Origin of the sequence: Sphingobacterium sp. UBA6317, assembly GCF_002440385.1 — a bacterium.
In the GTDB taxonomy this organism is placed as follows: Bacteria; Bacteroidota; Bacteroidia; order Sphingobacteriales; family Sphingobacteriaceae; genus Sphingobacterium; species Sphingobacterium multivorum.
Map to the genome: position 1 here is coordinate 1 of NZ_DJTD01000039.1, position 14,138 is coordinate 14,138.

A 14,138-nucleotide genomic window follows, 5' to 3' on the forward strand; every position below is an offset into this window, starting at 1 on the left:
ACCAAAATTGACGAAGAACCCGGAAAATGACCATGGTATTTCGGATGAAACTGACCAGTTGTCACCGTTAGTTTTAGAGCTGTAGCTGTAACCATATTTTTGGGGAAGAATAACCCTAAGATTATGGCCAACACGACGATCAGCATGAACAAAATAAGACAGATACTGAGACTTCACGATCATGGGCGTAGCAAACAGTCGATTGCCATTCAGGCAGGCGTGTCGCGCAACACGGTAAAGAAGTACATTAAGTTCTTTCAGCAGAGCGGATTCACCTTTGAAGAAGTAAATTCGCTGGGTGACAAAGAGCTGGAAGACCTGTTCGGTAAAAGCAACGAGCGAAAACCCGACAGTCGCCTTCAGGCTCTCCAACGCTGCCTTCCCCATATTGACAAGGAGCTCAAACGTCCCGGAGTTACCCGAAAACTTCTGTGGGAAGCCTACATGAAAGAATTTCCCGAAGGGCTACAGTATACCCAATTCTGCTTTTATTACAACCAATGGAAAGCTATTGTAAACCCCGTGATGCACCTTGACCACAAAGCCGGGGACAAGGTTTACATTGACTTTGCAGGAAAAAAGTTACAGATAATTGATCCTTCCAGTGGAGAGATCCAGGACGTAGAAGTATTTGTTGCCATTCTTGGCGCAAGTCAGCTTACCTATGTTGAAGCAGTCTTGGATCAGAGCAAAGAAAGCCTGATCTGCGCCTGTGAAAACTCCCTTCTTTACTTTGGGGGAGTGCCCTCGGCTATCGTACCGGATAACCTGAAAGCGGCAGTTACCCGTAGCAACCGGTATGAACCCACATTGAACGAGACTTTTTCCGACTTTGCGGACCACTATCAGACCAGTGTACTGCCAGCCAGGGCAAACCGCCCACGGGACAAGGCGCTTGTGGAAGGGGCCGTAAAGATTGTATACAATAGGATCTATGCCCCATTGCGGAAGAATACCTATCATACATTACAGGAACTCAATACCGCAATTCGTTATCAATTGGAACTCCATAACAATTGCCAGCTCAAAGGACGGAGTTATAGCCGCCGGTCACAGTTTGAGGAGATTGAGCGCCATTCTCTGGGTGGACTTCCCATATCACGTTACGAGTTCAAAAAACTCCACTATGCTACCGTGGCCAAAACCGGCCATATCTGTCTTGGTGAAGACCGCCATTATTATAGCGTGCCGTACCGGTTCATAGGGAAAAAGGTAAAGATGCTCTATTCGCGGACCAGGCTTGAGGTATTCTATCATTATGAACGCATTGCCATACATATCAGGGATAAGGCCGCTTATGGATATACAACCGACAAGACACATCTAGTCTCTTCCCACCGCTTTGTGAGCGAATGGACGCCGGAACGCTTCCTGGAATGGGCGGAATCCATAGGTGAGGATGTGAAAATGTACATACAGGGAATATTGGAACGCAAACAGCACCCTGAACAGGCCTACCGGTCCTGTGCGGGGATACTTGGCTTTTCAAAAAAAGTTGGCAACGAACGTTTGGCAAAAGCATGTGGGCGGGCACTGAGTTACGGTATCTATAGTTACAGGACTGTACAGAAGATCCTTGCCAACAGGATGGACGAATACCAGGACAGCCCCTTTGCGGATGAACTGCCAATGCCGGAGCACGGCAATATCAGAGGAGAGGAGTATTATAAATAATACATAAACAATAATTGGAATGAATACCAACACACTTGAAAAATTACGGAAACTAAAGTTCCATGGCATGTACCATGCCTTCAAAAACTGTCTGGAAAGCGGACGTTACGACCAGTATACAGCAGATGAGCTCCTGGCCCAACTTGTCGATGCAGAGTGGGACGACCGACATAACAGACGTATAGCAAGACAGATCTTTTATGCCAAGTTCCGCTACAAGGCGGCTGTTGAGGATGTGAATTATGAAGCCTCGCGCAATATTGACCGAAATCTGATGAACAGGCTCGCCGACTGTACCTTTGTCCAGCGGAACGAAAATCTGCTGATCACAGGAAGCACGGGCATTGGCAAGAGCTATATCGCTACCGCGCTGGGCTATCAGGCATGTATCCAGGGATATCGGGTATTATATGCAAGTACCCCAAAACTCTTTGCCAAACTTAAAATGGCCAAAGCCGATGGGACTTATATCAAGGAGATCGCAAAACTTGAACGGCAGCAGCTGCTTATATTGGATGACTTTGCCATACAGCCTTTCGATGCGCAAAGCAGGGCTGCCCTGATGGAAATTATTGAGGACAGACATGGTAAAACCTCTCTGATCATCACTTCTCAGCTACCGGTTAGCGCCTGGTATGACGTGATAGGTGATAAAACCATCGCTGATGCGATATTAGACCGAATAGTCCACGATGCGCATAGAATGGAAATGAATGGAGAATCCATGCGAAAAAAACGGTCTGTTCAGCTTGAAAATAAAACCAGAATAGATACGTATTAATTAGTACATTTGATGACATTACTCCTACAGCACCAAAGCTAGCTTCGCCAGAAGATCAGGTGGTCAATTTGCCACGGAATCGCATGGTCAGTTTATCCGAAATCTACAATCAGAAACAAAATCAAATCTCCTGTTTTGTAAGTCAATCTGTCGTTGAGCTCTTATATATTCAGCAAGTGCCATTGTTTCCTGATTATAGTTTTTCTCTACGTCGGTTTTTGGACGTTTGTATATATGTAATTCTAGATAATGCTTCCTCTTCATTTTACCTGTATCAGGATTATAAATGGGAGGATATATATCTAAGTATAAAGATTGTTTACCATTTGAGATATTTTTCTTTCTTAATTTTACTTGTGACATGTTGTAAGTTTTAACAGTTAATGTGAAGTATTGATCCCACCACTTCCTTTAGGGGTGTTCTGAATAGCCAAAGCTTTCCTTTAAATACCTATAGTGAGGCTTAATTATTTTAGCCGCAATATTGATCTGATTTAATTTTGTTCAGGATCGGTTGAATTGAGATTTTGGGAACATACACGAATTTTCCCTTCTGAAATTTTGGAATTTCATGACGCCGGATTAAGCTTTGTAAGCTAGTTTCCGATAAGTTGAATTCTGACTGGATCTGGCCGATCGTAAAGCAGTCCTTTAAAGGCGTTTCTTCAATCGACTTATGAATTGTAACTCCCTGTATTGAAGTTTTTTTTGTCAGGGGTGCTTCAAAAAGAGCATCTATATCTTTCTTTAAAATCCTTGTTTTTCTTTGAGATAGATTAATTGAAGGGAGTCTTTTGGACTTCACCATGAAATAAATTGTTCGACTGTCGCATTTTAAAAGTACTGCAGCTTCTTTGACTGTTAAATAGTCTAATGTTTTTAAAGCAAAGTATGAATTGGGATCCGGTTTAGCTTTTATTGATTCTTTTTGTTTGACAAGTTGCTCTTCACTGGATTTGATCTTCTGATTTCTAACTTTTACTTTATAAGCTTTTTTAGCACAGGTATCCCCACAATATTTAGTGACCGTGGTTCTAGCAATAAATTCTTGCCCGCAGTGCTGGCAGATTTTTTTGATTTTAATATTTGAACTCATAATATTTATTTTAGAGGAGCTCAAACTTCACTTTAGATGCAATAAGGTACATTAAGATACATTAAGGTACAATAAGATGCACTAAGCGAAGTAATTTCTCCTTCGTTTCAAAAAATAAATTATTATCATTTTGGGGGACAAATGGGGGACAACAAATAACAAAACAAACCAAAATATCAACAGCCAACACAAAACTGGAAGTTTTGTAATTGGTTAATTATCAGATATTTGGTTTGTTTGAGTTTGTTTTACCTATCGTATTTATTTGCCGATACAGAATTTCGAGAAGATATTATCCAATAAATCGTCTGTCGAAACACTTCCCGTGATTTCACCAAGATGATATAGCGCTTGGCGGATATCCATTGCTAGGAAATCAGAAGTGACCGGATTGTTAATACCATATATTACGCGTTCCAGTGAATCTGCTGTTTTTTGTAGCGCCTCTACGTGACGGATGTTGGTGACCATAACATCATCTGTATTCAAATTTCCTAATTGTACACGATTGATCAATTCGTCTTTCAATTCCTCGACGCCAATTTGCTCTTTTGCTGAAATGTAGAGCGGATTAAGGACATTGTAAACGTCTTTTTGCGCCTCAGAAAGCAAATCTGATTTATTGATAATGGTGACAAATGGAATTTGTAGGCACTCGATTTCTGGTAATTGAGCTTGTACTTCTTCAACTTTGTCCTGTGTAGGATCGAAAAGATAAATGATCAATCGTGCCTGTTTCATTTTTTCACGGGTACGCTCAACTCCTTTTGCTTCAATAACATCTGCCGTCTCACGTATACCTGCAGTGTCAATAAATCGGAATGTGACGCCATGAATATTAATTTCATCTTCAATCGTATCACGTGTAGTCCCTGCAATATCGGAAACAATGGCACGTTCTTCATTTAAGAAAGCATTCAATAGGGTTGATTTTCCAACATTCGGTTTCCCCGCAATGACAACAGGCACACCATTTTTAAGGACGTTACCTTGTTCAAAAGATTGTATTAATTTTTGAACAATGACCTGTATTTTGTTGATTAGATTTTTTAGCTGATCCCTGTTCGCAAATTCCACATCTTCTTCCGAAAAATCAAGCTCTAATTCAATTAGTGATGCAAAGTGAATGAGATCTTCACGAAGGGATTTAAGCTGATTGGAGAAACCGCCCCGCATTTGTTGCATCGCCACTTGATGCGAAGCTGCAGAATTGGATGCAATTAAATCGGCAACTGCTTCTGCTTGCGATAAATCCATGCCGCCATTGAGAAATGCACGTAGGGTAAATTCTCCTGGACGAGCAGCACGTGCTCCTTTTTTGATCAGTAAATTTACAACGCGCTCGATAATATATTTGGAGTTGTGCGTTGATATTTCCACCGAATTTTCTCTCGTGTAGGAGTTCGGGGCTACAAATAAAGAAACAAGTACTTCATCTATAATCTCTTCGCCATCCCTTATGGTTCCAAAATGGATAGTATGCGATGCTTGTTGAAGCAGGTTCTTTCCTTTAAATATTTCGTTTGTAATTTTTATGGCATTCTGACCTGAAACGCGTATGACAGCAATAGCGCCATTTGTTCCGGAAGATGTCGCTAATGCAACAATGGTATCTTCAGTGATATATCCCGTATTTGACATGGTACAAAGATACGTTAAATTGAAGTAATGGATTCTATATATTGCAGCACAAATTAAATTCATATTGACCGATTAAACCTTTGTTCAAACATTGATGTCATACCCATAGAAACGCTTGTAAAAAAGAATGGAACACAGGCGGAGTGAAATTAATATTTAAATTTAAATTATACTGTTATGAGAAAGATGATATACTTCGCGTTGGCAATAGGAGGACTTGTCTTAATGGCTCCACAACAATCGTCCGCTCAGTATCGGGGACATGAACGTGAGTGGAAACAGGACAAAGAGCGTAGAAAATATGAAGAGAAAAGGGATAAGGAATATCGAAAATATTTAGAAAAACGCGAAAAAGAAGACCGTAAGTATCATAAAGAAGTAGCTAAGTCATACCAAAAAGGGTACCGTCATGGAGCACCGGCCTGGGCAAGTGCACATCGTTACGATAGTAGACACCATGTATACTTTAGAGATTACAAAACATTCTATGACCCTTACAGAGGAGGTTACGTGTATATGCGCAATGGCCGTTGGAATTTTTCATCAAACGTGCCTTCGTTTATGTTGAATGTCAACTTGGGAGCAGCCAATATTCGGATTGTAAAAGATGTTGCAATTAGCAGACATCCTGAAGATTTTTACAACGACTACCGTTGGGATTAGAAAGAATTTATCTTGTTGTTTGAATATAAAAGCCTCAATCTTTAGGGAGATGAGGCTTTTCTTTTTGCTAGTCTTCTTCGAAACTGACTTTATTCACTTCAAGCGACTTTATCCGCGCTAACGATTCAATTCTTAAATCGGACAATTCTCTTAATCTTTTACCACCTTCCTGGAAGGATTTTTCGATAATAAATCCCATGCCCAAAACTGAAGCCCCCGATTGTTTAACGAGATCGAGCATACCAAAAGCGGCGTTCCCATTGGCCAAAAAATCGTCTATAAAAAGAACATTGTCGCTCGGCGTAAGAAACTCTTTGCTGACACAGATGTCATAGGTTCGGTTCTTAGTAAATGAATGCACCTGGCTTACATACATATCAACCATGGTGGTCGGTTTTGCTTTTTTCACAAATACAACCGGTAATTCCAAAAGGTAGCCAAGCATGATCGCTGGGGCTATTCCGCTTGCTTCAATTGTAATGATTTTATTGATCGGGAGGTCTGCAAAACGACGGACAAATTCCACCGCAATAGATTTCATCAATACGGGGTCCATCTGGTGATTGATGAAGTTGTCTACTTTAAGTATGCCTCCTGCAAGACTTTTACCGTCATGATGGATTCTATCCTTTAATAATTTCATATTTTACTCGTATAAATATAACGCGCTTAAATATAACGCGCTGTGTCAAAATTTTGATCAGTTGATCCTTAATCCATCTCCATTTGATAGAGGTTATTGAACTCTTCTTGATGATGTTCGAGAATGACCTTCCGTTTCATTTTTAAGGTTGGTGTTAACTCTCCATTTTCAATAGTAAATTCATCGGTTAAAATAATTGGTTTCTTAATCTGCTCCCAGTTACCAAAGTGTTGGTTTGCACGACGTACCTCCTGATTGACTTTTTTTACAATGGCAGGGTCAATCAGAAAATCGTCCTTTGTCATGGTTGCAAGTTCAGGAGCATCTGTTCTGGCCCAATCCAATAAATGGGCATAGTTTGGCACAATAAAGGCAGAGGCAAATTTCATCCCGTCACCGATTACCATTGCCTGTTCTATAAACTTAGATTCAACGAGCTTGGTTTCGATAGGTTGTGGTATAACGTACTTCCCGCCCGAAATTTTGAACATCTCTTTTTTTCGGTCAATGATTTTTAAGAATTTTTCATCTTCCCACTTCCCGATATCTCCGGTGTGCAACCATCCATCAATGATGGTTTTATCCGTCTCTGCCTTATTCTTATAATAGCCCATCATGACGTTGGGACCTTTTACCAATATCTCTCCGTCTTCGGCGAGTTTTATTTCAACAAAACGTACAGGAAGTCCAACAGTGCCAATGCGAATACCTTTGATATAATGATTGACTGAAATGAGTGGGGAGGCTTCGGTCATGCCGTAACCCTCATATAATGGAATTCCTGCAGCTAAGAAGGCACGTGTTAACTTGCTGTGAAGAGAGGCTGATCCAGAGGCAACGGTAAGCAATTCGCCACCCAAAGCCTCATACCATTTGTTAAGGACAAGTTTCTTGGCAAGCTTTAGTTTGAGATTATAGGATAGACTTCTTTTCTCAGGATTTGGATCATATTCTTCTGCAACTGAAACAGCCCAATCAAATACTTTGCGTTTGAAACCAGTGAGATCGTGGCCTGTTTTCATGATTTTCTCGTAAACCTTTTCCAGAATACGTGGGACAACGGTCATGATATGAGGTTTTACTTCCTTCAGATTATCACCAATCTTGTCAAAAGATTCTGCGATATAGATCGTAAAGCCAAGATACATATAGGTATATAAAACCATACGCTCGTAGGCGTGACAAGGAGGGAGGAAGGTCAGTCCGCGGTCATAAGCTTTACAAGGGGTAATTTCTGCTGCGCCCAATACATTGGAAAAGATATTATTGTGTGACAGCATGACGCCTTTTGGTTTGCCCGTGGTTCCAGAAGTGTAGATCAGGGTAGCGAGATCTTCAGGTTTGATCTGATCGCGGAGCACTGCTAGTTTTTCTGGGGAGCAATTGGAGCCTATATCATTAAGTTCTTTCCAGCTGCGTGTTCCTTCCTGTTCGGCGATACAAAAAAGATACTTCAATGTATAGATTGAATCGGTTAGATTCATCAGGCGATCGTACAAGCTTTTGTTACTGACGATACAAACCCTGATTTCGGCATCATTAAAAATATATTGATAGTCTGTATCGGTAATATTTGGATAGATGGCCACCACGACTGCACCAATTTGCTGGATTGCAAAGTCAATCATATGCCATTCCATGCTACTGCCGGCAATGAGACCAACTTTCTCGCTGGGTTTCACGCCAAGTTCAATCAGCCCTTTGGAGAGATTGTCTACTTGTTCAAGAAAATCTGCTGTTTTGATATAATTCCACTTGCCGTCCACTTTGTGCGCAAACATATCAAGATTGGGGTATTTGCCCATCTGTTGACGTGCAAGATCAAATAATCTAAGTTTTTCTTCCATTTCAAATCGTATTCTTTTAAGCTCCGCGGGAGCACCCTTCCAGTATGAACTTTGTTTTAAGGGAAAAGTTTGCAAACATAAATAATTGTTTCAAGAATATGGAATGATTTTGTAATTAGCTTGTTTCAAAAGTGCGAAGGGGAGGTGAGCGATAGGTGGAGTGCTTTTGTGCTTTTCAAAAGTAGGGTGTTTCTTGGAGACCATTTGAGCATAGTTCCTTGAGTAGATGGACTTGATGCGCGCCAATTATAAAAAAAGCTAGTCGTTATCGACTAGCTTTTCTTCTTTGTTTTTCTTTGATCAAAAGCCCGAGCTCCCGACCTGTCGCTCCTGCGACTGAAGTATTTTCCTGTGCTCTACGGAAAAGGTATGGCATCACTGCTTTCACCGGTCCGTAAGGCATGTATTTGGCAACATTGTAGCCGTGTGCAGCTAAATTGAAGCTCAGGTTATCAGACATACCCAATAATTGTGCAAAGTAAATACGGTCGATTGATCTGTCGATACCGCGTCTGTCAATTTCCTTTGCAAGTAGCATGCTACTGTCCTCATTGTGTGTACCCGCCATTAGTCCAAAGTTGTCCAGATGGTCCAAGATAAATTCAATAGCTTCATTATAATCTCTATCGGAAGCTTCTTTATTTGGCTGGATGGGATCGGAATAACCTTTTTGCGCAGCGCGAGCACGTTCGATCTCCATATAGGCACCACGAACGATCTTAGCACCCATATGAAATCCTCTAACTTTGGCGTATTCAAAGTCAGCTTTCAAAGATGCCAACTTATCACTACGGTACAATTGATAAGTATTATATACAATTGGTTTTTCCATATTGTATTTTTCCATCATTTCACGAGCGATATCGTCAATTGCATCTTGGATCCATGAATGTTCAGCATCTACTAAAACTTTTACACCAGCTGCATGACAAGCTTTACAGATGCGATCGGTACGGTCCAACATACGTTGGTATTCTGCTTGTTCACTTTCTGTCAAGGCTTCCTTTGCATTGACTTTTTCAAACAGTTCAAATCGGCCTAATCCAGTTGGTTTAAATACTGAAAATGGAATGTATTTGTTTTTACTGGCCGCGACTACGGTGCGCAATACCTCGTTGCAGCAAGCGTCAAATGCACTTTCAGTTTCTTCTCCTTCAACGGAATAATCCAATATTGTCCCTACACCATTCTCTCCCAATTCGTTGATCGCATTTTCGCAACCTTCGATAGTCTCTCCGCCACAAAAATGCTTGAAGATTGTTTTACGGATGATACCCTGGATAGGTAATCCGATGTTCAGTGCAAAGTTGGTCATGGATGGACCTACTTTTGTCAAGAAGTTATTCGCTATTATTTTGAATAACCAATACGCTCTTTCCAAATCCTTATCGCTTTTACTTTTAAAAGCAATCTCTGTATTATCAAAGGATAATGTCTTGGGCTCAGAATTCTCAATCATAATCTTTATTTGCAATAAGGCAAATGTAGCAATTTACTAAGCATTAAAACGATGATAATTCTTGTATTCCTCAGTGAAACCACTATTTTTGTGAAATGCAAGAATTTAAAATCGAGGGCGAATATATCCAGCTCATACAGTTACTTAAAGCTTTAAATTGGGTGGAGCATGGCGCTATGGCTCAGTGGGTTGTAGCGGAAGGGTATGTAAAGTATAATGGGCAGGTCGATTACCGGAAAAGGCTCAAATTGCGACCAGGAGATGTTGTTGAATTTGATGGGATGCAAATAAAATTGGTGTAATATTAAACAATATTGGTAAATAGAAAACTTAAACCTTAAAGAATCGTAGAATGGAAGTCATAGAAAGTTTGGGCTATCAGGTATATTTTGATGATACGTTGGCCTCTTTGGAGGCGTTTTTAGCTGAGCGCAGTTACTCAAAGATCATCGTCTTGGTGGATACCAACACCTTGGATAATTGTTTACCCTTATTTCAGCAGGCCTTACCCAATTTGGCGAATTATGACGTGATAGAAGTAGATCCTGGCGAGGAAAATAAAAATATTGATTTCTGTATTGGCGTATGGCATAATATGCTCGATTTCGGAGCGGATAGGCATTCGTTGATGATCAACCTGGGTGGTGGGGTAGTCACCGATATGGGGGGATTTGCAGCGTCAACTTTCAAAAGAGGGATGGATTTTATTCAAATTCCGACAACTTTACTTTCCCAGGTAGATGCATCGGTAGGAGGTAAGACCGGCATTGATATGGGCAGTGTGAAAAATATTATTGGAACTTTTGCACAACCTCAAGCAGTATTTATTTCAAGCCAGTTTTTGAAAACCCTAGATCAGCGTCAATTAATCTCAGGTTTTGCTGAAGTAATTAAACATGGACTGATCTTCGATCGGGCTTACTATGAGCGAGTGAAAACATTGGAGATCGATCAAATCGATAATTCTTTGATCAAACATTCTGTTTCGATCAAAAACCGTGTTATCCTTGAGGATCCGAAAGAAAAAGGACTGCGTAAAATTTTAAACTTTGGCCATACAATTGGTCATGCTATTGAGGGCTACTCGTTGTTGAACGATGCTTCACCTTTATTACATGGAGAAGCTATTGCAGTAGGAATGATTTGTGAGGGGTACCTATCGCATAAATTGAATGGTTTGCCTTTGGATGAATTAAACGATTTGATCCAAACTTTTAGAAAATATTTCAACGACTACACATTTGATTCTTCCATTGATACAGCCCTGTTGGATCTGATGCGAAACGATAAGAAAAACTTGTCCAATCAGATCGGTTTCGCATTGCTTGACCAAATTGGCAGTTGTCAATATGATATCTACGTTTCTGAGGAAGATATTATTGAAAGTCTTGATTTTTACCGTGAGCTAATCACACCATAATAAAACAGAAAAGCCGTGTATCGGGAGAATGCACGGCTTTTCTTTACAGCTATTTTTATCGCAATTTCGTTGCGGAAATTAGTAAACCTAAACTTAAACCATCATAATAACCATTTATATCATGAATAGAATCTTCATTTTTCTGTTTCTCCTGTTGGGGATGTCAGCTGCTGTTCAGGCACAAAGGCAAGTATTGATCTTTAGCAAGACAAAAGGGTTTAGACACGGAAGCATCGAAAAGGGTGCAGAGGTACTTAAGCAATTGCTTGATAAAGAAAAAATAAAATCTGATCATTCGGAGGATGCAGCTCTGTTTACCGATCAGGGATTGAACAAATATGACGCCGTTATCTTTCTGAGCACAACCGGCGATATTCTCGATAATGCGCAACAGGAAGCTTTTGTGCGGTATATCCAATCAGGAAAAGGGTTTGTGGGTATCCATGCAGCGACGGATACTGAGTTTGATTGGCCATGGTATAACGGCCTTGTAGGGGCGTATTTTGCGTCTCATCCTGCTGTACAAAAAGCCAAAATTGATGTGCTGGACAGAAAACATCCGGCCACCAAGCACCTCGATCCGATCTGGTGGCACAAAGATGAATGGTATAATTTCAAGGATGTGAAGGACGGATTGCATGTGTTGATGAATTTGGATGAAAAAAGCTACCAAGGAGGAAAAATGGGGGATCAACATCCAATCTCCTGGACCCAGAGCTACGATGGAGGGAGAGTCTTCTATACCGGGCTTGGACATACCGATGAGTCCTATGACGAACCTGAGTTCCAAAAACATTTAATTGGAGGAATTTTATCTGTTCTTCCCAAGAAAAAGTAACTTATTTTATAGTTGGCGTTTTCTTAAATAGGGCATGGTACATGCTTCGATGTGGCAATAACACAATGAAAAGTCCCAAATGGTCATTCCATTTGGGACTTTTTTATAATTGATGGCGAAATGGGAAGAGAATCGATTTTGCCATTTGATCGGGTTTAATAGTTCAGTTTATATTTTGCGCCGATACTAAACCAACGACCGGGCATTGGAACGGCGGCAGCTTCTATATAGCTCTTGTCAAATATATTCTGAACATCCACAAAGATGTTTAAGTCTTGGAGTTGGTACGATCCTCTTACGTCAGCGATGAAATAAGATTTGTAACTGATACGCTCATTAAAGCGGTTTGCAGAAGTGAACATCCAGTTCTTGTGGTTTATGGTAAAGTTGGCAATAACTTGATGCCTTAAGCTTTCAATAGCATATTTGGATAGTATCCCGTCTGCTAATGTTATGCTTGGGTTGAGATAATTATAACTTAGCGTTGTAAAGTATCGTGTCGTTGCGCTGGGATCATTGATATTATATCGGAATGAAGCATTGAATCCATCAATTTTATTTTTTCCAATATTTATTGGTTTCCACGGAATGACCGTTCCGCTTCCTGTAGTGGCATCCTCTTTTTGCCAGTCAATGAAATCGTTTATCCTTCGATGGAAATAGCCCACTTGCGCAATAACTCGATTGGATAAGTATTTTATACCACCTTCGATCTGATAGGCATTTTCAGAGCTCAGTGTGGGGTTTCCGACGTTGGCTGTCTGATTGGTGTAAAGATCCGTAAAGGAAGGGATACGTTGGCTAGAACCTGCGTTGACTACAATCTTCCAATGTTCGGTAATATCATAGCCCAAATCTAGACCCGGGAATACCTGCCAGCCAAATTTTGAGTTATAATTGATGTAGGCACCTGAGTTGATCATCAGTTTTTCGATCGCCTCGGTTTTGAATTCCAGGTAGCCGCCGTAATTCTCCCGGTTATGGTCGCCAATACTGGTGCTATTGATACGTTCAAATCGACTTTCTAATCCTAAGCCAAATGTACCATAACTTTGCTCCAATGTAGCATTGATTTCTGCTCCAAAGACGTTGCTGTAATGTTTGGATCTACCTTTCGTTGTTTCTCGGCCTAAATACCAATATTCATCTTCGTTGTAGCGATTACTGAGGCGTGGACTGATGGAAAATGCCTGTGTTAATTGATGCTTGGACTGCAGGGAAGCGAAAGCTGTCTTAACCTGTTCATACGCTTCCTTGTCACTCGGTGCAGCGTAGTAACCATTGGCTCCAAATTGATTGTTGATATAGCCAACATTGGCTTTTATCATATTGGCTGTATTCGGTTGATATGTCCCGTCATAATAGAGTTTATTATTATTAGAGGCTGTATTATAGCGTTGCCCATTGGAGTCTTCGTGGCCAAAATATAAACCGTGGCTTGTTTGCTTGGTTAAGAACTGTGAGCCAAGCTGAACGCCTTTACCATAATACTTGCCTGTACTTGTCTGCTCATTATCTTTGAATGATGAACCACTATACACCTGGGCACTAATTTGATTTGATTCAATTTTTTTTGTTACGATGTTAATAGCGCCGGTTAGCGCATTAATGCCGAAAATTCTGGATGCTGGTCCTCGAATGATTTCGATACGTTCGATGGCCTCCAGCGGAACCGGAAGGTTCATATTGTGATGGGCACTCTGTGGATCGGTGATTTTAACACCATTGAGTAGGATCGCTGTCTGTTCAAAAGAGCCTCCGTCGATACTTATATCTGCCTGCGAACCGAATGGTCCACGTTGGCGAATATCAACTCCTGGGATATTGCTAAGCAATTCGTTGATTGATCGATTTGGTAGTCTCTGTATATCTTCCTGCGTCAATATTTGGATGTTCTTGCTTTGTTTTGAAAAAGGGATCTGTAAGCGATTTTGATTAATGATGACTTCACCCAAAGCGGTTGTGTCATTAATCTGCGCAGTCGCAGCTCCAATACTCAGTACTAATGCAAGTTTTGTTAACGTAATATTCTTATTCAACATGCTTTCCTAGATTTTACGCTGCAAAAGTAGCTTA

13 protein-coding genes are annotated in these 14,138 nt (G+C 40.7%); 6 read left to right on the plus strand and 7 right to left on the minus strand.

What is annotated here, in order from left to right:
• The first annotated feature begins 123 nt into the window (after window positions 1–123).
• Window positions 124–1,674 carry an IS21 family transposase gene (gene istA, locus B3E92_RS12040; protein WP_286896859.1) on the plus strand — a complete coding sequence of 517 codons (1,551 nt, stop codon included), beginning with the start codon at window positions 124–126 and terminating at the stop codon, window positions 1,672–1,674.
• A gap of 19 nt (window positions 1,675–1,693) precedes the next feature.
• Window positions 1,694–2,455 (plus strand): IS21-like element helper ATPase IstB, encoded by a 762-nt coding sequence (istB, locus tag B3E92_RS12045; RefSeq protein ID WP_286896860.1) that lies wholly within the window; start codon window positions 1,694–1,696, stop codon window positions 2,453–2,455.
• Between the two features lie 87 nt (window positions 2,456–2,542).
• Here the strand turns inward: istB and B3E92_RS12050 are convergent, their stop codons facing one another.
• The 3 genes from B3E92_RS12050 to mnmE form a co-directional block, all read right to left on the minus strand.
• The gene (locus tag B3E92_RS12050) at window positions 2,543–2,818 is read right to left on the minus strand and encodes a hypothetical protein (protein WP_286896861.1); all 276 of its coding nucleotides are present in this window, start codon (window positions 2,816–2,818) and stop codon (window positions 2,543–2,545) included.
• 109 nt (window positions 2,819–2,927) lie between these two features.
• Entirely contained in the window at window positions 2,928–3,551 is a 624-nt protein-coding gene (locus tag B3E92_RS12055; RefSeq protein ID WP_286896862.1) for a helix-turn-helix domain-containing protein, read from the minus strand.
• 261 nt (window positions 3,552–3,812) lie between these two features.
• On the minus strand, window positions 3,813–5,192 hold the full coding sequence (gene mnmE, locus B3E92_RS12060) for a tRNA uridine-5-carboxymethylaminomethyl(34) synthesis GTPase MnmE (RefSeq protein ID WP_286896863.1): 1,380 nt from the start codon (window positions 5,190–5,192) through the stop codon (window positions 3,813–3,815).
• 177 nt (window positions 5,193–5,369) lie between these two features.
• On the opposite strand from mnmE, the gene B3E92_RS12065 reads away from it, so the two are divergent.
• The gene (locus tag B3E92_RS12065) at window positions 5,370–5,855 is read left to right on the plus strand and encodes a hypothetical protein (RefSeq protein WP_286896864.1); all 486 of its coding nucleotides are present in this window, start codon (window positions 5,370–5,372) and stop codon (window positions 5,853–5,855) included.
• A 67-nt stretch (window positions 5,856–5,922) separates the two neighbouring features.
• On the opposite strand, the gene xpt is transcribed toward B3E92_RS12065, so the two are convergent.
• From xpt to B3E92_RS12080, 3 genes are all read right to left on the minus strand, one after another.
• Window positions 5,923–6,498, minus strand: coding sequence for a xanthine phosphoribosyltransferase (xpt, locus tag B3E92_RS12070; protein WP_070568735.1), 576 nt, complete (start codon window positions 6,496–6,498; stop codon window positions 5,923–5,925).
• 68 nt (window positions 6,499–6,566) lie between these two features.
• Entirely contained in the window at window positions 6,567–8,345 is a 1,779-nt protein-coding gene (locus B3E92_RS12075; protein WP_286896865.1) for an AMP-dependent synthetase/ligase, read from the minus strand.
• A gap of 265 nt (window positions 8,346–8,610) precedes the next feature.
• Window positions 8,611–9,804 (minus strand): proline dehydrogenase family protein, encoded by a 1,194-nt coding sequence (locus B3E92_RS12080; RefSeq protein ID WP_046675892.1) that lies wholly within the window; start codon window positions 9,802–9,804, stop codon window positions 8,611–8,613.
• Window positions 9,805–9,899: 95 nt separating this feature from the next.
• Between B3E92_RS12080 and B3E92_RS12085 the strand changes: the two genes are divergently transcribed.
• From B3E92_RS12085 to B3E92_RS12095, 3 genes are all read left to right on the plus strand, one after another.
• The gene (locus tag B3E92_RS12085) at window positions 9,900–10,106 is read left to right on the plus strand and encodes an RNA-binding S4 domain-containing protein (protein ID WP_070568728.1); all 207 of its coding nucleotides are present in this window, start codon (window positions 9,900–9,902) and stop codon (window positions 10,104–10,106) included.
• Between the two features lie 50 nt (window positions 10,107–10,156).
• Window positions 10,157–11,224: a 3-dehydroquinate synthase gene (gene aroB, locus B3E92_RS12090; RefSeq protein WP_204990724.1), complete on the plus strand. Its 1,068-nt coding sequence runs from the start codon at window positions 10,157–10,159 to the stop codon at window positions 11,222–11,224.
• A 121-nt stretch (window positions 11,225–11,345) separates the two neighbouring features.
• Complete coding sequence (locus tag B3E92_RS12095; RefSeq protein ID WP_286896866.1) at window positions 11,346–12,062, plus strand: ThuA domain-containing protein; 717 nt, start codon at window positions 11,346–11,348, stop codon at window positions 12,060–12,062.
• A gap of 155 nt (window positions 12,063–12,217) precedes the next feature.
• Here B3E92_RS12095 and B3E92_RS12100 read toward each other — a convergent pair whose 3' ends face one another.
• On the minus strand, window positions 12,218–14,104 hold the full coding sequence (locus B3E92_RS12100; RefSeq protein ID WP_286896867.1) for a TonB-dependent receptor plug domain-containing protein: 1,887 nt from the start codon (window positions 14,102–14,104) through the stop codon (window positions 12,218–12,220).
• Between the last annotated feature and the right edge of the window lie 34 nt (window positions 14,105–14,138).